We start from the raw sequence: 15,766 nt of genomic DNA on the forward strand, positions 1-15,766 counted from the left end.
GAATGAGCCGTATTGCAACCGTAATCTGCGCGGCGGTCGCCGTTGCCGCTGGCGGCTATTGGCTGTCGCTGTCAAATTCCACCCCCGCCAACCCGCTGATCAGCAGCGCCGAGGCGCAGGAAGCCGACCTGGACACCTCGACCATTAAAGAAATGGTGCAGGGGGCCGCAGATGCTCCGGTCGAGATCATCGAATATGCATCCTACACCTGTCCGCATTGCGCGAATTTTCACACCGGGCCGTACAAGCAGCTCAAAAAGGAATTCATCGACACAGGCAAGGTGAAGTTCATCTACCGCGAGGTTTATTTTGATCGCTACGGTCTGTGGGCGTCGCTGGTGTCCCGTTGCGGCGGACCGGAAAAGTTCTTTGGCATCACGGATCTGATCTATGAAGGCCAGTCCGAGTGGTCCCGCGCGGGTGGTCCCGCCGAAATCGTTGACGAGCTGCGCAAGATCGGTCGTCTGGCCGGTATCGGCAACGATGAGCTTGAGGCCTGCCTGCAGGACGGAACGCGCGCCCAGACGCTGGTGGCCTGGTATCAGGAAAACGCCGAGCGCGACGGCATCACCGCGACACCGTCATTTGTCGTTAACGGCAAAAAGGTCTCGAACCAGTCTTACGAAGAGTTCAAACAACTGATCGAAGACGAGTTGGGCAACTGATGGCGGCCCCGCTGGCCGGTCTGAAGGTTGTCGAACTGGCACGAGTTCTGGCTGGCCCCTGGGCCGGTCAGACCTTTGCGGACCTTGGGGCCGAGGTCATCAAGGTCGAATCTCCGGACGGGGATGATACCCGCGCCTGGGGACCACCCTTTGTAACGCGGGATGACGATGTATCGGCGGCGTATTTTCACGCGACCAATCGGGGCAAGGCGTCTGTCACGGCGGATTTCAGAACCCCCGAGGGTCAGGAAAAGGTGCGCGCGCTGATAGCGGATGCAGACGTCCTGATCGAAAACTTCAAAGTCGGCGGCCTGAAGAAATACGGGCTGGACTATGACAGCGTGAAACAGATCAATCCGCGTCTGGTCTATTGCTCGATCACCGGGTTCGGTCAAACCGGTCCCTACGCCAAGCGGGCCGGGTATGATTTCATCATTCAGGGCATGTCCGGACTGATGTCCATTACCGGTGAGGCGGACGGGCAGCCGCAAAAGGCGGGCGTTGCGACAACGGACGTGTTCACAGGGGTATATGCAGTCGCGGGCGTACTGGCCGCTCTGTATCAGCGCCAGACAACAGGCCGTGGGCAACATGTGGACATGGCGCTGCTGGATGTCGCCGTGGCTGTCACCGCCAATCAGGCGCTGAACTACCTGACAACCGGTGTTGCGCCTTTGCGGATGGGCAACGCGCACCCCAACCTGGTTCCGTACCAGGTGTTCGACTGTGCCGACGGCCATATTGTCATCGCCACCGGCAATGACCGTCAGTACCAAAGCCTGTGCCAAATCCTGGGGCTGGCAGAACTGGCCACCGCGCCGGATTTTCTGCACAACAAGGACAGGCTGGCCAACCGCCGGGTGCTGATCGCCCGTCTGAATGGCGAAACGGCGCAGCGCAACAAGGCTGAACTGCTGGCAGCCTGCGAAGCCGGGGGCGTTCCCGCCGGTCCAATCAATACGATGGACGAGGTGATGGCGGACCCACAGGTCATTGCGCGTGGAATGCAGATTGAACTGGACGGTGTGCCCGGTGTGCGCACGCCGTTTGTGTTTTCCGATGCCGAGCTTGCCCTGACCCGCCCTTCGCCGAAGTTGGGCGAGGATAACTGATCAGGGCGGCGGAACCGCTTTCAGCACCATGTCCCGGACCAGATCGGATTGGTCCACCTGGAGACGAACAGGCAGGGTGATCACCTTGCTGCGGAACGCGGGCGGCAGGCGCACGGCGTCTTTTTCGGTTGTGACCATCTGTGCGCCCAGCAGGCGGGCTTCGTTTTCCAGACGGGTCATCAGGGCGGGTGTCAGAGGCTGGTGATCATCCAGCGCCTCGGCCCGAAGCAGGCGCGCGCCCTGCTGGCGCAGGGTCCGAAAAAACTTCTCCGGATGCCCGATGCCTGCGAATGCCAGAACCGGAGCGTCGTCCCACTCCATGCCGGTTTGCAGCGGTTCAACCGCGCCGGTGGCATGCGGCACGTTCAGACGTTTGCCCCACTGCGCGGTAAATGTGTTCTGTGCGTCGGAATCGCCCAGCGACAGAACCAGATCCGCGCGCTGCAGACCGGCGTCGACGGGTTCGCGCAGGGGGCCGGCCGGCAGGCACAGACCGTTTCCGAATCCGCGTGCAGCATCCACCACGATGACCGAGAAATCCTTGGCAACGGACGGATTCTGAAAACCATCATCCAGAATGATCGCGGTGGCGCCTGCATCGGCCGCCGCTTGTGCACCTGCTGCCCGGTCCTTGGCCACCCAAACTTCGGCAAAGGCCGCCAGCAACAAAGGCTCGTCTCCGACCTGAGCGGCAGTGTGTTTGCCCGGATCAACGCGCACGGGCCCATCCAGCGAGCCGCCATGGCCGCGCGAAACCACATGCGCTTCGTGCCAGGCGTCGCGCAATTGTTCGATCATCCAGATCACGGTGGGCGTCTTGCCAGTGCCGCCCGCATTCAGGTTGCCGATACAGATGACCGGAACGCCCGGCCTGATCCCCGGTTCCGAGGCGACACGCCGAGCGGTCGCCGCCGCATAGAGCCGCCCCAGCGGCGCCAGCAACCGGGCACGCAATGCGGGACGGCCGGGCGGGGAATTCCAGAACTCAGGCGCCCGCATGCTGTGTCCTCCGGAGGTCCAGCAGGTCCTGAACCATGTCGATCAGCCGATCTGCCTGTGGGGCGCCCTCGGTCACGATCTGCCATCCGGCCAGGGCCATATCGGCCGCGCGGTCCGGCGCCAGCAAATCCTCGACCGCGTCGCCAAGTTCGGTTGCGGTTCTGACTGTGCGGGCGGCATCCGCCATGTCCAGGCGGTCATAGAGCTCCTGATGGCGGTGGACGAACGGTCCATGGATAACCGCCGATCCAAGTGCCACCGCTTCAAGCGGATCATGACCGCCCATGCCACTCTCCAGCGAACTGCCTGCGAATGTCACGGCGGAAACCCGTTGCCACAGGCCCAGATCCTCGCGTTCGGCGGACAGGATCACCTGTGTTGTATCTTCGATCGGTTGGCCTTCGTCCCAGTTGACACAGCGCAGGTCCATGGCCGCAAGGCGCCGGTGCAGGGGGGGCGCTTCGGACGCGTCCGCCACATGCAAAACCAGCGCGAGCCTGGGCAGCATCCGCAACGCCTGCCGGTGCGCGCTGAGCACCGAGATGAACTCCTTGTCCTGCACGCATGAGGCAAGCCAGACAGGCCGACCGGCCAGCACGTGATTGGTCTCGATCAACTCGTCTTCGGGCCATGGGCGCGGGTTGGGGCTGATATGCAGCGGCGGAGATTCCGTGACCTTGGCCGAATGTATGCCCAGCCGCCGGATCTGACGGGCGGCTTCAGGCGTGGCCGTGAGAATCGTGTGAAAACAGTCGAAAGTGTATCGGGCAAGGTCGGGCAGCCATCTGGCCCCCCGCGGAATCACGACATCGACCTGAGCTTCGATCAGGATCAGCGGAATGCCGTTTTCTTCCGCTTGGGTGATCAGGTTGGGAACAAGCCCGCCGCCAACCCAAACACCAATGTCCGGTCGCCAGTGTTCCAGAAATCCGCGAACCGCGCCGGTTTGCTCGGCCGGAAGGGAAACAACCGGAAAGGTGCTATCCGCCCAAAGCGCCAGATCGGCGCCGTAAGGGGCGGTAATCAGCACCGACAGGTCAGGACGCGACCGCGTCAGCCTGTGGCAAAACTCATCCACAACGCGCAAGCGCAGGTGGCTGTTGACGTGAACCCAAAGCAATTCGCCGTCCGGGCGCGCCTGCTGCTGTTGCCCTCCGGTTTTGGGCACGCCCCAGGACAGTACCCGATAGGCCGCAAGGCTGAAGGACCTGGGCTTGCTCATACCGGCAGCCCATGCCCGTCCGGGTCAAGCTGTTCGCACAGCAACCTGTAGGTTTCGGCACCCGCCGCGATCACACCGTTCAGGCGCGGTTGGGGGTTGTTGAAGCGCAACGGCTGTCCTTGCCGGTTCGAGCAGATGCCACCGGCTTCGCGGATGATCAGATCACCGGCTGCAATATCCCATTCCCAACTGGGCCTTAAGGTCAGCATCCCGTCAAACCGCCCCTGCGCCACTGCGGCCATGCGATAGGCCAGGGATGGGCGGTAGTTGCGTTTGAAATCGGGCACCTGCCCGTGCTTCCAGTGAACGGGCTTCAGGTTAGGTTTGGCAGCCAGAATTTCGGCGTCATGCAGGCGGTTTGTCTGCGTGGTATGAATCCGCTCACCGTTCAGTGTTGCGCCCTGTTCAGCCGCTGCCGCATACAGGAGGTTTCGCATCGGCAGATAGATCACCGCCGCCGTCACCTTGCCCTGATCCGCGACCGCCAGGGAATGTGCCCAGGTTCGCGACCCTTCGGCAAAGCTGCGGGTTCCGTCGATCGGATCGATGATGAATGTCCTGCGGCGTGACAGCCGGTCGGGTGAATCTTCGGTCTCTTCGCTCAGCCAGCCATAACCGGGGCGTGCCGAAGGCAACATCTGTTCGAGCATCGCGTTGACGGCCAGATCCGCCTCGGTCACCGGGCCGGTGCCATCGGGTTTGTCCCAGCGCTGCGCATCTGCCCCCGAGTATCGGGTGGCGATCTTGCCAGCCTCCCGGGCGGCCTCGATCAGCAGGGGCAGGTCAGTTGCCGGCAAGTGTCATTCCCTCAATCAGCAGCGATGGGACAACCCGTGACAGATAGGGGCGCGCGTCATTTGCCGGGACGATCCGTTTCAGCATGTCGCGCAGATTGCCCGCAATCGTGCATTCGTTGACCGGGTGGGTAATCTGCCCGTTCTCGACCCAGAACCCGGATGCGCCACGGGAATAGTCGCCGGTGTTGGGGTTGATGGTCGACCCGATCATCGATGTCACAAGCAGCCCGTTGCCCATGTCGCGCAACAGGTCCTCGCGGCTTTGGTCGCCCTGCGTCAGGCTCAGGTTCCAGTTGCTGGGCGAGGGTGGTCCGGACACGCCGCGTGCGGCGTTTCCGGTGGACAGCATTTCAAGTTTGCGGGCACTGGACAGATCGAGGGTCCAGCCGGTCAGAACACCGTTTTCGACTATCGCCCGGCGGCTGGTCGGCAGTCCTTCGGCGTCAAACGGGCGTGATCCCGAGATGCGCGGGCGGTGCGGATCTTCGATCAGCGACAGATGATCGGGAAGGACCTGCTGGCCCAAACAATCGGTCAACCATGACGCCCCGCGCGCGATTGCAGACCCGTTGGCGGCCGCCAGAAGATGGCCGATCAGCGAGGATGAGATGCGCTCGTCAAACAGGACCGGGAAACTTCCGGTTGCCGGTTTGCGGGCTCCAACCTGCTGGACGGCGCGTTCACCCGCAGTGCACCCGATCTCTTCCGGGCTGCGAAGATCGCTTTGGAAGGTGCGGCTGTCGCCGTCGTAGTCACGTTCCATCCCGGTGCCTTCGCCCGATATTGCGACACAGGATGTCGATCGGCTGCTGCGCAGATACCCCCCGGAAAATCCGTTCGTGGCCGCAAGATGCACCCTGTGTGTGCCATACGCAGCAGCGGCGTCTGACACTTGTGAGACGCCGGTCACGGCCAGTGCAGCAGCTTCGGCCGCCAGTGCGTCCTGCAGCAGGTCTTCGGCCGCGGGCTCGGGGGTTGGGTCGAACATTTCAAGCGAAGGCATGTCCCGTTCGGTGGCCAGCTGGTCGGGATCGGCCAAACCGGTGAACGGGTCTTCGGGGGCTTCACGCGCCATCGCCACGGCGCGTTCGGCCATCGCGCTCAGCGTTTCGGGGCGGCTGTCAGAGCTTGAGACAATCGCCTGACGTTTGCCAAGAAACACGCGCAGACCCAGATCGGTTCCTTCCGAGCGTTCGGCATGTTCCAGAGCACCCTCACGCACTTCGACCGACACCGAGGAGCCGTCAATCACGATCGCATCTGCGGATTCTGCCCCGGCCTTGCGCGCAGCATCAAGCAGGTGATGGCTGATCTCTTCGGGTGTTCGGGTCATGACGCCTCCGCTCTGATTATTACTGGACCTAGCCTTGGACTGCGCGCCCCGCAAGTCCTGCGGCCGGATTGAGCGTGACGAAGCACCGGATCAGTCTGAGTTTGGGGTATTGGTGGGATGTGTGTCCGGTTCGGCAGGGTGGGACGGCACTGTTGTGTTCGCTTTACCCGAGCTGCCGGGGGTCACGGTATTTGCTGAAGTGCGAGGCTGGCACCACAGGCCTTTCAGACCCGTGGTGCCATTGGCTGGCTTATTTGATGCGCTGGCCGTTCGCCAGAATCTGACCGTCTTCGGTGAACTTGATGGTCGAGTTCAGCGTGTCCGGCGCGTCACCCGGTACGGCCATCAGCCCCATCATCATCCGGGCACCCAGCGCGTCGTTGTCCGAAATCACTCCCATGCCGATCAGCTTGTCGATCAGGGCGTTCGCCCCGACAAGCTGCAGATTCGCTTCGCCAGCGGGAACCGGCATGCCGCCAGGTTGCTGGGTGTTGGTATTGTCGAACGTGAAGTCACCGTCACCGGTCAGGCGGGCACCCACCAGTGAAACCAGAAGCTCGGTGATTTTCAGCGAGTGCAACTCGCCCGGTGCTTCGCCGGTCAGATCTTCAGCCACTTCGGGATCAAAGATGTTCATCAGTACCTTCGCCGTTCCGGTGCTATTCAGCGCGATGGTCGCCGGGTCGCGGGGCAGCGCGCCTGCAGGGTCGAAGATTCCCCACAAAACATCGGACATGGTGAAATCGGTCAGGTTCAACCCAAAGGCAAAGGGCTGGATCTCTTCCGATTGCTGAACCGGCAGTTCGAATTTCAGCCCGGCATTGGTCATCGCGATTTCGATCGGGAACGGCAAATCGGCGGTAGTGACGGCCAGCCTGGTGCTGTTTTGGTTGATGTCGTAGGCAATCCGCTGTGCGTCGAGGCTGGCGCCGAACTGGCCGCCTTCGGACTGGCTGCTCATGGAAAAGGCTTCGCCCTTGCTCGTGCCGGCGATATTGGTCTGGCCAGATGCATAAGTGAACCTGCCCGAAAAGGCGAAACCGGCCTCGTACAGCGCCGCCGGGTCCGACATGTTGAAGTCGGCCGGTATCACGCTGTCGCTGTCCATGACAAGCTGGTCCAGCTTTCCGTCGATTTTGCCGGTTTCACCGCTTTCGGGATCATCAAAGGCAAGCCCGTACGTCAGGGCGGTCACTGCAAAGGATTGTTTGATGTCGCGCCCGTCGCGGATTCGCATCTGCGAACTGCCGGTCAGGCCTGTCATCGTCATGCTGGCGTCCAGAATTTCCCGGGGTACTGGCTGGCCGTCAACCTGAATGTTGTCCAGCGAGACCGCCATGGAATTGGCCGTGTAGGTATAGGTCATGTCGTCCGGGGCGCCGGAAACAACCATGTCCAACCCATCCAGGGCGTAGACAACATCGGCAGAGAATTCCTCGCCTTCGGCATTGCCGGTGACGCTCATGGGAAAGGAGTCGGGAAAGCCAATGCTGACGGTCCCATCGCCGTTGTCGCCCAGCGTCATTTCCGGGACCTTGATCACGAACTGCCCTTCTTCTTCGGGCAAGGCCATTGCAAGCGTCATGTCCGAGATGGTGGTTACGGCACCGGACACCGACTGTTCGCCGTTTACGGTATAACCCATTTGCGTGAAGTAAGCCTGCCAGTCGGCCCAGACGTCGCTGGCTGTTACGTCGGCCAGCGCCCCTTGGCTGACAACGGCATAAGCCAGAACAGCGCCGCAACTGCGGCGAAGGAAATGCGACATAGGATTACCCTTCTCGATGAATTTTTGCGCATATCGTCGTGCCTGCGGCGGCGGGCGTCAAGGGGGCAGGGCTGGACCAATTCCCCTTGCGCGCGTTACAGAGTCCCCAGACATGATTTCAATGGGGGCAGAGTATTCCGATGCAAGGGAAAACTGTACTGATAACCGGCGCCAGCCGGGGTATCGGCGCCGAAGCGGGGCGCGTATTTGCCGCAGCCGGCGCCAATGTTGCATTGGTGGCGCGCAGTCGCGACCAGATCGAGGCTTTGGCCTCGGCGCTGGGTGACAACGCCATCGCGCTTAGCTGCGATGTCAGCGACTTTGCGCAGGTGGAACAGGTCGTGGCCGATTGCGTGGACCGGTTTGGCGGCCTGGATGTTCTGATCGGCAATGCCGGTGTCATTGAGCCGATCTTTCATCTGTCCAATGCCGATCCCGAGGCCTGGAGCCAGGCGATCGATATCAACCTCAAGGGTGTGTTCTACGGGATGCGTGCGGCGCTGCCCGTCATGCGTGCGGCGGGCGGTGGTACGGTTCTGACAATATCCTCGGGCGCGGCCTCCAACCCGGTCGAAGCCTGGAGCCATTACTGCGCGTCCAAGGCCGGAGCCAAGATGATGACCGAGTGCCTGCATCTGGAAGAGGCCCATCACGGTATTCGCGCGATGGGGCTGTCGCCGGGAACGGTTGCGACGGACATGCAGCGGGTGATCAAGGCCAGTGGTATCAACGCCGTCAGTCAGCTGGACTGGAGCGACCATATTCCGGCCGACTGGCCTGCACGGGCCCTGTTGTGGATGTGCACGCCGAACGCGGATGAGTTTCTTGGGACGGAAATCTCGCTCAGGCAGGAAGACATCCGCAAAAGGGTCGGGCTGACGTGATTGAAATGGATAAGGCCGACGGGTTGTGGACCGTCACCATCAACAACCCCGGAAAGGCCAACGCGCTGACCGGGGACATGCTGGCGCGTATGGCCGAGATCGCCGAAAGTGCAACACAGGCCCGCGCGTTGATCCTGACCGGTGCCGGCAAGGTGTTCAGCGCGGGCGCGGATCTGGACGAGGCCCGGGCCGGCCTGGCAATTTCGGACGTGTGGGAACGCCTTTCGGGCGCCATTGCCGCATTGCCCTGCCTGACCATCGCCGCGCTGAACGGAACTCTGGCAGGGGGCGCGAACGGCATGGCCCTGGCTTGCGATATCCGCATTGCAGTGCCGACGGCGAAGGTCTTTTATCCGGTCATGAAGTTGGGCTTTCTGCCACAGCCATCCGATGCCAAACGCATGACGGCGTTGATCGGACCTGCGCGGACAAGGCTGATCCTGATGTGTGGTCAGAAAATTTCCGCGCAAGAGGCTTATGCTTTTGGTCTGGTCGACAGGATCGTCGAGCCGGATCATCTGATGACCACTGCCCGTGATCTGGCAGCCGACAGCCTTGCGGCCAATCCCGAAATCGCGGCCGGGATCGCAAGGATGTGCCGATGAGATTGTCCGCCCTGCGCCTGCGCGTTGACGACCCGGATGCTCTTGCGGGGTTTTACCGCGATGCGTTTGGAATGTCCGTGCGGCGGGAAGGTCCGAACCGGCGGGTTGGTTATGCAGGTCAGGATGCGGATCTGTTGCTTATGCCCGGAGGTGGTGGCTATCGGCACGACCGGGGTCAGCGATACTGGAAGATCGGGATCACTGTGCCCGACGTTGATCTGGCTGCCGCCCATCTGCGCCGAATGGGCGTCGATGTCAGCGCGCCAAGGCAGTTCCTGGATATCGGATATATGGCGCATCTGAGCGATCCGGACGGCTTTGTCATCGAATTGCTGCAGCATGATTTTGACGGCAACCGCCCGGACGGGGCCGCCGATCCAGAGGACCCCTTTGCGCGGGCCCGTATCGGACAGGTAACGCTGCGAACGGGTGATATTGCGTCCGAAGACCAGTTCTGCCGGGGTCAGGGCATGCGGTTGTTGTCGATGCAGGATGTCGCGCTTTATGGATTTGATCTGCACTTTTACGCCTTTACGAAAGACGTGCCGCCAAGTGGTGATCTTTGGGCCGTCCAGAACCGCGAATGGCTTTGGAAACGCCCCTATACAACGTTGGAGTTTCAGCATGCCCCGGATGCGCAATTCTCGCCGGTTCCGGATTACCGGGGGCTGGAAATAGAAGGGCTGAGTGCTGCGGTCAGCGATGCCGCCGGGGATCAATGGTTGCCTGCATAGTCAGCGCCCGCGCCGCTTGCCCGGAACCCTGGAACGGAAGCCGGGCGGTCGCTTTCGCACCCAGATCAGAAACTTCTCAAGCCGGGGATGTGCGCGCAGGGCTTCGACCGTACTGTAACTGCGCGCGAGTTCGGCTTCGGTCAGCGTGGCGTGAACTTCTTTGTGGCAGATCTGGTGCAGCAAAACGGTGGGTCCTCCCTTGCCACCTTTGAGTTTTGGGATCAGATGGTGCACGCTGCCGCTCCCTTCCGGGATCGGGCGGTCGCAAAGCGGGCAGATCGGATCGGTTGTCAACATGGTATGGCAGAGTCGCGCCGTCCGAAGCACATGACAAGAGGGCAATGATGGCGCAGGCTGTGGTGATCGGAGCAGGTCCGGCGGGTCTGATGGCGGCAGAGCAACTGGCCCGTGCCGGCCATGACGTGCTGGTGCTTGAGGCCAAACCATCCGTTGCGCGCAAATTCCTGATGGCAGGCAAGTCCGGATTGAACCTGACCAAGGATGAGCCCTTTGACACACTGATCCGGTCCTATGGCAGCGCGGCTGACTGGTTGCGCCCGATGATCGCGGGGTTCGATGCGCAGGCCGCGCAGGAATGGGCGCGCGATCTGGGGCAAGAAGTGTTTACCGGCTCGACTGGTCGCGTGTTTCCGAAGGCGATGAAAGCATCGCCCTTGTTGCGGTCCTGGCTAAGGCGACTGGATACGTCCGGGGTGCAGATCAGAACGCGCTGGCGCTGGCTGGGTTGGGAAGGACAAAAACTGCTGTTTGAGACACCCGATGGTCGTCAAAGCCTGTCCAGTGGCGCCACGGTGCTGGCACTGGGCGGGGCCAGTTGGGCGCGACTGGGATCGGACGGTGCCTGGGTGACGCATCTTGCGGAGAAAGGTGTTCCTCTGGCCCCGTTCGCCCCATCGAACTCGGCCCTTTCGGTTTCCTGGAGCCCGCATATGCAGCCGCATTTCGGCGCGCCGCTTAAATCAGTTGAATGGCGCGCCGGTGAGCTGCGGTCTCGTGGGGAGGCGACCCTTTCGGCGACGGGGCTGGAAGGGGGCGGGTTGTATGCCTTGACACCGGCGTTGCGCGACGGCGCGGAATTGCAGGTCGATCTCTTGCCCGATCTGGCAGAGGATGTGCTGCACCGCCGGTTTTCGGACAAAAAGCCCAAAACGACGCTGTCTCAGTGGTTGAAAAAGAGTTTGCGATTGCCGCCGCAGAAAGTCGCATTGTTTCACGAAATGACGGCGGGGCAGTCACTTACGCCAAAACAGACGATCAAAATGCTCAAGGCTTTGCCCGTGCGTGGCGCGGAATTGCGCCCGATGGACGAGGCGATCTCGACCGCAGGTGGTGTTGTCCGCGCGGCTTTGGACGACGGGTTTATGCTCAGCGCCATGCCCGGCGTGTTCAGTGCGGGCGAGATGCTGGACTGGGAGGCTCCGACCGGCGGGTATCTGTTGACTGCATGTCTGGCGACCGGGCGATGGGCAGGCAGATCGGCGGCGGAATGGCTGGAACGGGCAGGGTGAACTAGCGCGACCGTGCCAGCATTGCCAGACGGATCATTGCCCGTTCGACCAGTGCCAGCGCGGGTGCGGTCTGACCGGCTGATCGCAGGGAAAGGTCCGTATCGGTCAGCACCGTCAGCGCGGTTTGCAGTTTTTGCGCACCCCAACCCTGTGCCTGCCGCAAAATCCGGTCGCGGCGCTTGCCGTAAACAGGCGGACGCAGCTTGCCGATACCCTGCGCTGCACCGCCCGGATCTGAAGCGCAGGCATAAAGCGTGCGAAAATGCCGGGTTGCCCCGATGCACAAGGTGACTGCGTTTGTGCCCTGCGCCTGCAAACGGCGAAGCAATGGCCCGATTTCGGCCGTTCGTCCTTCGGCAACCACATTCAGGACATCGTCCAACGCCGCTTCGGTCGAGCGCGGCGCGCAAGATTCGACATCTTCGATGGTCAGCTCAGAAAGGTCGCCGCGCTTGTATAATGAAATCTTTTCAACGGTCTGGGTGAAATCCCCAGGGCTGAGCGCAACCGCCAGTTCGGCCAGCGCCGACATGGTGTCGCGGGAAATGTTCTGAAGACCTGCTTCGGACAGAATCCGTTCGACCTCGGCCCGGGAAGGCGGATCGTCGTAGATACCCACGGCATAAGCCGCCGGATGGGTTTCGAACGCCTTGCGGATTTTCGAACTTGGTTTGAGCTGGCCGGCGGTCACAACGATTTGCGCGTCGCCAAGCGCCCAGTCTTCCAGCGCTGCCAGAATCGCAGGCGCTGCGGTCTCCGTCGCATCCTCGACAAAGGCGGCCCGGGGGCCGGGAAAAAACCCAACCGCCTTGATGGCATCCAGCAGCAACGCCGGATCGCCGCGCAATTCCGATCCCGGGATCCGGGTCAGCCGCATCTCTTCCTCGGCGGCGGGGCCCAGAAGGGCCGCCAGAACCTGCTGCCGTTTCAGCGCAACACGCATCGCATCCGCGCCATAGATCAGCAGCCCGGCCTTGTCCGCGTCGGGCCGGGTAAAATACCCCTCGGCCTCGCGCGGGCTGAGCTTCATGTGGCCGGACCTGTGGTGGCGTACAGGCGATTGACGATCTGATCCGAAAGCATCACCATCAGACGTTCCTTGGCCGCGCGTTCCCCGGCCAGGGTCGAGACGGTTGAACCGGCAGCCGAATAGGCCACGAAATTGGTCTCTGAACCTGATGCAACCACCTGCCCTGTGGCTTTTGACACAAGCGTAAAGTTGGCCCGGCCATTAATGGTCAGGCGGTTGATTTCGTTGGTCGTAGTGATGGCCGCTGCCAGAGTCGTGGTCGCGACCTGAACATTCAGGTCGTAATCCTCAACCTGTTCCGCGCTGCGCCCCAGACGCTGTTCTAGGTTCTGAACCAAAAGATAGCTGTCGACGTCATTCGGGGCAGACACGACAACCTTCCCGTAGAGCGCTTCGCCTGAACCGCCGGGGGCATAAACCGGCTGGAAACCGCAAGCGGCAACAAACAGAGCAGCTGCAAGCGGCAGTATCCGCCACGATTTGCGATCAAACAACGACATTTACGATCCGGCCCGGCACTATGATCACTTTCTTCGGCGCTTCACCGTTCAGCGCCTTTTGCACAGCTTCGGTGCTGAGCGCGACTTTTTCAACCTCGTCCTTGGCCAAATCCTTGGACACGCTGATTTCCGCGCGGCGCTTGCCGTTGATCTGAATCGGCAACGTGACCGTGTCGTCGATCAGCATCGTCTCATCTGCGACGGGCCATGGGGCGACCGCCACCAGACCTTCTCCGCCCTGATGCGCCCAGATATCTTCGGCCAGATGCGGTGTCATCGGCGACATGAGCTGTGCCAGCGTTTTGATTGCCTGCTTCTGGGCCGAAGCCCCTGCCTTGGATTTGGCCAGCGTGTTTGTGAACGCATAAAGCTTGGCGATGGCCGCGTTGAAGCCGAAGCTTTCGACACCCAGCGACACATCGCGGATGGTTTTATGCATCTCGCGCAGCAGGTCCTCATCACCTTCGCCTTTTGCGTCCGGGTCCATCGCACCGATCTTGTCGCAAAGGTTCCACACGCGATTGAGATGCTTGTAGGCCGCTTCGGCCCCGGCCGCGGTCCATTCCACATCCCGTTCGGGCGGCGAATCGGACAGCACGAACCAACGCGCGGTGTCGGCACCAAACGCCGAGATGATGCTGACCGGATCCACCACGTTTTTCTTGGATTTGGACATCTTGGCCGAAGGGATGATCTCAACTTCGGCACCGTCCGCCAGTTTGCCGTCGGTCACGTCCTCGGGCAGGTGATAGACTGGGCGGCCATTGGCGTCGCGGGTCTGGTAGATTTCGTGCGTCACCATGCCTTGGGTGAATAGGGCATCAAACGGCTCGATGGCTTTTTTCGGCAAGTGGCCCGTGATGTTCATCGCCCGTGCGAAGAATCGGGAATAGAGCAGGTGCAGAATCGCATGCTCGATGCCGCCGATATACTGATCAACATTCATCCAGTATTCGGCTTCCGCCATATCCGTTGGCGTTTCTGCACGCGGGGCGGTGAAACGGGCGAAATACCACGACGAATCGACAAAGGTGTCCATCGTGTCGGTCTCGCGCTTTGCCGGGGCTCCGCATTTCGGGCAGGCGCAGTCACGCCAGGTCGGGTGACGATCCAGCGGGTTGCCGGGTTTGTCGAACGTGACATCGTCGGGCAGGCGGACCGGCAGGTTTTCCTTTTTCTCGGGCACCACGCCGCAGCTGTCACAATGAACAACGGGAATCGGGCAGCCCCAATAGCGCTGGCGGCTCAAACCCCAGTCGCGCAGGCGGTATTTGGTGACGCCTTCGCCCCAGCCGGCCTTTTCGGCAAAGTCGACGGTGGCGTCGATCGCCTCGTCACCCGTCGCCTCGGTCAGGCCAGCGAAGTGATTCACCCAGCGAACCTTTTCGGATTTGGGCGGGACAAAAGCGATCTTGTCGACCGGCGTGTCGTCATCCAGCGCAAAGAAGGTGTCCACCACGGGCAGGCCATATTTGCGGCAGAAATCGAGGTCGCGCTGGTCATGCGCCGGGCAGGCAAAGATCGCGCCAGTGCCGTAATCCATCAGGATGAAGTTGGCGATCCAGACAGGGAGTTCCCAATTCGGGTCCAGCGGGTGTTTTACGCGGATACCGGTATCATAGCCCAGTTTCTCAGCGGTCTCGATCGCCTCTTCCGTGGTGCCACCCTTGCGGCATTCGGCAACAAATTCAGCAACTTCGGGACTTTCTGCCTCAAGCTCCTTGGCAATCGGGTGGTCTGGTGAGATGCCGACAAAGGACGCGCCCAGCAGCGTATCGGGGCGAGTCGTATATACGGTGATCGGCTCTTCGCCATCGGTACGTTCGAACCCAAACTGAAGGCCGCGTGACTTGCCGATCCAGTTTTCTTGCATCAGGCGTACCTTGGCGGGCCAGTTATCCAGAGTGTCCAGCGCGTCGAGCAGTTCCTCGGAATAGTCCGATATCTTGAAGAACCACTGGGTCAGTTCGCGACGTTCCACCAGCGCTCCGGATCGCCAACCGCGCCCGTTTTCCACCTGTTCGTTGGCCAGCACGGTCATGTCGACCGGATCCCAGTTCACCACGGCGTTTTTGCGATACACCAGCCCGGCTTCGAGCATGTCCAGGAACAAGGCCTGCTGCTGGCCGTAATATTCGGGGTCACAGGTTGCGAACTCACGAGACCAGTCGATCGACAGGCCCAAAGGCTTCATCTGCCCGCGCATGTCTGCAATGTTGCCGTAGGTCCAGTCCTTCGGGTGGCCACCAATCGCCATCGCGGCGTTTTCCGCCGGCATCCCGAACGCATCCCAGCCCATCGGGTGCAGCACGTTGTGGCCGGTCGCCAGTTTATGCCGCGCGATCACGTCGCCCATCGTGTAGTTGCGCACATGCCCCATATGGATTCGGCCGGACGGGTAGGGGAACATCTCAAGCACGTAATATTTCGGCTTGTCCGCCTTGTGGTCGGCGGTGAAGATCCCGGCCCTGTCCCAGGCCTCCTGCCATTTTGCTTCGATTTCGTTGGCCGAGTAGCGCGACATGGTGCGGTCCTTCGTGAATGAAAACGCCGGGCATGAACCCGGCGTGGTAATATTGCGATTTGCG

15 protein-coding genes are annotated in these 15,766 nt (G+C 61.5%); 6 read left to right on the forward strand and 9 right to left on the reverse strand.

All coding sequences use genetic code 11. The annotated features are described in order from the left end of the window. The first annotated feature begins 2 nt into the window (after nucleotides 1-2). Entirely contained in the window at nucleotides 3-665 is a 663-nt protein-coding gene (locus tag AC2FIR_RS02850) for a DsbA family protein (RefSeq protein WP_170614227.1), read from the forward strand. Beyond that, nucleotides 665-1,777: a CaiB/BaiF CoA transferase family protein gene (locus AC2FIR_RS02855; protein ID WP_170614228.1), complete on the forward strand. Its 1,113-nt coding sequence runs from the start codon at nucleotides 665-667 to the stop codon at nucleotides 1,775-1,777. The genes AC2FIR_RS02850 and AC2FIR_RS02855 overlap by 1 nt, the downstream gene beginning before the upstream one ends. Here AC2FIR_RS02855 and lpxK read toward each other — a convergent pair whose 3' ends face one another. The 5 genes from lpxK to AC2FIR_RS02880 form a co-directional block, all read right to left on the reverse strand. Continuing rightward, a complete protein-coding gene (gene lpxK / locus AC2FIR_RS02860) occupies nucleotides 1,778-2,776 on the reverse strand; it encodes a tetraacyldisaccharide 4'-kinase (protein WP_496745103.1) in 999 nt (332 codons plus the stop codon). It abuts the gene before it with no gap. Next, nucleotides 2,763-3,998 (reverse strand): 3-deoxy-D-manno-octulosonic acid transferase, encoded by a 1,236-nt coding sequence (locus tag AC2FIR_RS02865; RefSeq protein ID WP_480904409.1) that lies wholly within the window; start codon nucleotides 3,996-3,998, stop codon nucleotides 2,763-2,765. The genes lpxK and AC2FIR_RS02865 overlap by 14 nt, the downstream gene beginning before the upstream one ends. After that, the gene (locus AC2FIR_RS02870) at nucleotides 3,995-4,795 is read right to left on the reverse strand and encodes a 3'(2'),5'-bisphosphate nucleotidase CysQ (RefSeq protein ID WP_480904412.1); all 801 of its coding nucleotides are present in this window, start codon (nucleotides 4,793-4,795) and stop codon (nucleotides 3,995-3,997) included. Before AC2FIR_RS02870 ends, AC2FIR_RS02865 begins: the two co-directional genes overlap by 4 nt. Continuing rightward, the gene (locus tag AC2FIR_RS02875) at nucleotides 4,782-6,128 is read right to left on the reverse strand and encodes a TldD/PmbA family protein (protein ID WP_496745101.1); all 1,347 of its coding nucleotides are present in this window, start codon (nucleotides 6,126-6,128) and stop codon (nucleotides 4,782-4,784) included. The genes AC2FIR_RS02870 and AC2FIR_RS02875 overlap by 14 nt, the downstream gene beginning before the upstream one ends. 250 nt (nucleotides 6,129-6,378) lie before the next feature. Beyond that, nucleotides 6,379-7,896, reverse strand: coding sequence for a DUF2125 domain-containing protein (locus AC2FIR_RS02880; RefSeq protein ID WP_496745099.1), 1,518 nt, complete (start codon nucleotides 7,894-7,896; stop codon nucleotides 6,379-6,381). 134 nt (nucleotides 7,897-8,030) lie between these two features. Here AC2FIR_RS02880 and AC2FIR_RS02885 point away from each other — a divergent pair, with 134 nt between their 5' ends. Genes AC2FIR_RS02885 through AC2FIR_RS02895 form a run of 3 tightly spaced genes read left to right on the forward strand, consistent with a single transcriptional unit; the run spans nucleotide 8,031 to nucleotide 10,119 of the window. Beyond that, on the forward strand, nucleotides 8,031-8,780 hold the full coding sequence (locus AC2FIR_RS02885; RefSeq protein ID WP_496745218.1) for an SDR family oxidoreductase: 750 nt from the start codon (nucleotides 8,031-8,033) through the stop codon (nucleotides 8,778-8,780). A 5-nt stretch (nucleotides 8,781-8,785) separates the two neighbouring features. Next, complete coding sequence (locus AC2FIR_RS02890; protein ID WP_480440920.1) at nucleotides 8,786-9,385, forward strand: enoyl-CoA hydratase/isomerase family protein; 600 nt, start codon at nucleotides 8,786-8,788, stop codon at nucleotides 9,383-9,385. After that, nucleotides 9,382-10,119 (forward strand): VOC family protein, encoded by a 738-nt coding sequence (locus tag AC2FIR_RS02895; protein ID WP_496745097.1) that lies wholly within the window; start codon nucleotides 9,382-9,384, stop codon nucleotides 10,117-10,119. Before AC2FIR_RS02890 ends, AC2FIR_RS02895 begins: the two co-directional genes overlap by 4 nt. Here the strand turns inward: AC2FIR_RS02895 and AC2FIR_RS02900 are convergent, their stop codons facing one another. Then, nucleotides 10,120-10,416, reverse strand: a complete 297-nt coding sequence (locus tag AC2FIR_RS02900) for an HNH endonuclease (RefSeq protein WP_170679419.1) — start codon at nucleotides 10,414-10,416, stop codon at nucleotides 10,120-10,122. It abuts the gene before it with no gap. Between the two features lie 47 nt (nucleotides 10,417-10,463). Between AC2FIR_RS02900 and AC2FIR_RS02905 the strand changes: the two genes are divergently transcribed. Next, nucleotides 10,464-11,648, forward strand: coding sequence for a TIGR03862 family flavoprotein (locus AC2FIR_RS02905; protein ID WP_496745095.1), 1,185 nt, complete (start codon nucleotides 10,464-10,466; stop codon nucleotides 11,646-11,648). Between the two features lies 1 nt (nucleotide 11,649). Here AC2FIR_RS02905 and holA read toward each other — a convergent pair whose 3' ends face one another. From holA to leuS, 3 genes are read right to left on the reverse strand one after another with little or no spacing between them, the layout of a single operon-like run. Then, on the reverse strand, nucleotides 11,650-12,678 hold the full coding sequence (gene holA / locus AC2FIR_RS02910; RefSeq protein WP_496715793.1) for a DNA polymerase III subunit delta: 1,029 nt from the start codon (nucleotides 12,676-12,678) through the stop codon (nucleotides 11,650-11,652). Next, nucleotides 12,675-13,178 (reverse strand): LPS assembly lipoprotein LptE, encoded by a 504-nt coding sequence (gene lptE / locus AC2FIR_RS02915; protein ID WP_170614239.1) that lies wholly within the window; start codon nucleotides 13,176-13,178, stop codon nucleotides 12,675-12,677. The genes holA and lptE overlap by 4 nt, the downstream gene beginning before the upstream one ends. Beyond that, the gene (leuS, locus tag AC2FIR_RS02920) at nucleotides 13,165-15,702 is read right to left on the reverse strand and encodes a leucine--tRNA ligase (protein WP_496745094.1); all 2,538 of its coding nucleotides are present in this window, start codon (nucleotides 15,700-15,702) and stop codon (nucleotides 13,165-13,167) included. The genes lptE and leuS overlap by 14 nt, the downstream gene beginning before the upstream one ends. Nucleotides 15,703-15,766 lie beyond the last annotated feature (64 nt).

The organism is Ruegeria sp. CDSB136, from assembly GCF_059610965.1.

Coding starts and splice junctions, on each gene's coding strand:
- AC2FIR_RS02875 (WP_496745101.1), bottom strand. CDS start 6,128: ATGACCCGAACACCCGAAGAGATCAGCCATCACCTGCTTGATGCTGCG.
- AC2FIR_RS02890 (WP_480440920.1), top strand. CDS start 8,786: ATGGATAAGGCCGACGGGTTGTGGACCGTCACCATCAACAACCCCGGA.
- lpxK (WP_496745103.1), bottom strand. CDS start 2,776: ATGCGGGCGCCTGAGTTCTGGAATTCCCCGCCCGGCCGTCCCGCATTG.
- AC2FIR_RS02880 (WP_496745099.1), bottom strand. CDS start 7,896: ATGTCGCATTTCCTTCGCCGCAGTTGCGGCGCTGTTCTGGCTTATGCC.
- AC2FIR_RS02865 (WP_480904409.1), bottom strand. CDS start 3,998: ATGAGCAAGCCCAGGTCCTTCAGCCTTGCGGCCTATCGGGTACTGTCC.
- leuS (WP_496745094.1), bottom strand. CDS start 15,702: ATGTCGCGCTACTCGGCCAACGAAATCGAAGCAAAATGGCAGGAGGCC.
- AC2FIR_RS02895 (WP_496745097.1), top strand. CDS start 9,382: ATGAGATTGTCCGCCCTGCGCCTGCGCGTTGACGACCCGGATGCTCTT.
- lptE (WP_170614239.1), bottom strand. CDS start 13,178: ATGTCGTTGTTTGATCGCAAATCGTGGCGGATACTGCCGCTTGCAGCT.
- AC2FIR_RS02905 (WP_496745095.1), top strand. CDS start 10,464: ATGGCGCAGGCTGTGGTGATCGGAGCAGGTCCGGCGGGTCTGATGGCG.
- holA (WP_496715793.1), bottom strand. CDS start 12,678: ATGAAGCTCAGCCCGCGCGAGGCCGAGGGGTATTTTACCCGGCCCGAC.
- AC2FIR_RS02850 (WP_170614227.1), top strand. CDS start 3: ATGAGCCGTATTGCAACCGTAATCTGCGCGGCGGTCGCCGTTGCCGCT.
- AC2FIR_RS02855 (WP_170614228.1), top strand. CDS start 665: ATGGCGGCCCCGCTGGCCGGTCTGAAGGTTGTCGAACTGGCACGAGTT.
- AC2FIR_RS02900 (WP_170679419.1), bottom strand. CDS start 10,416: ATGTTGACAACCGATCCGATCTGCCCGCTTTGCGACCGCCCGATCCCG.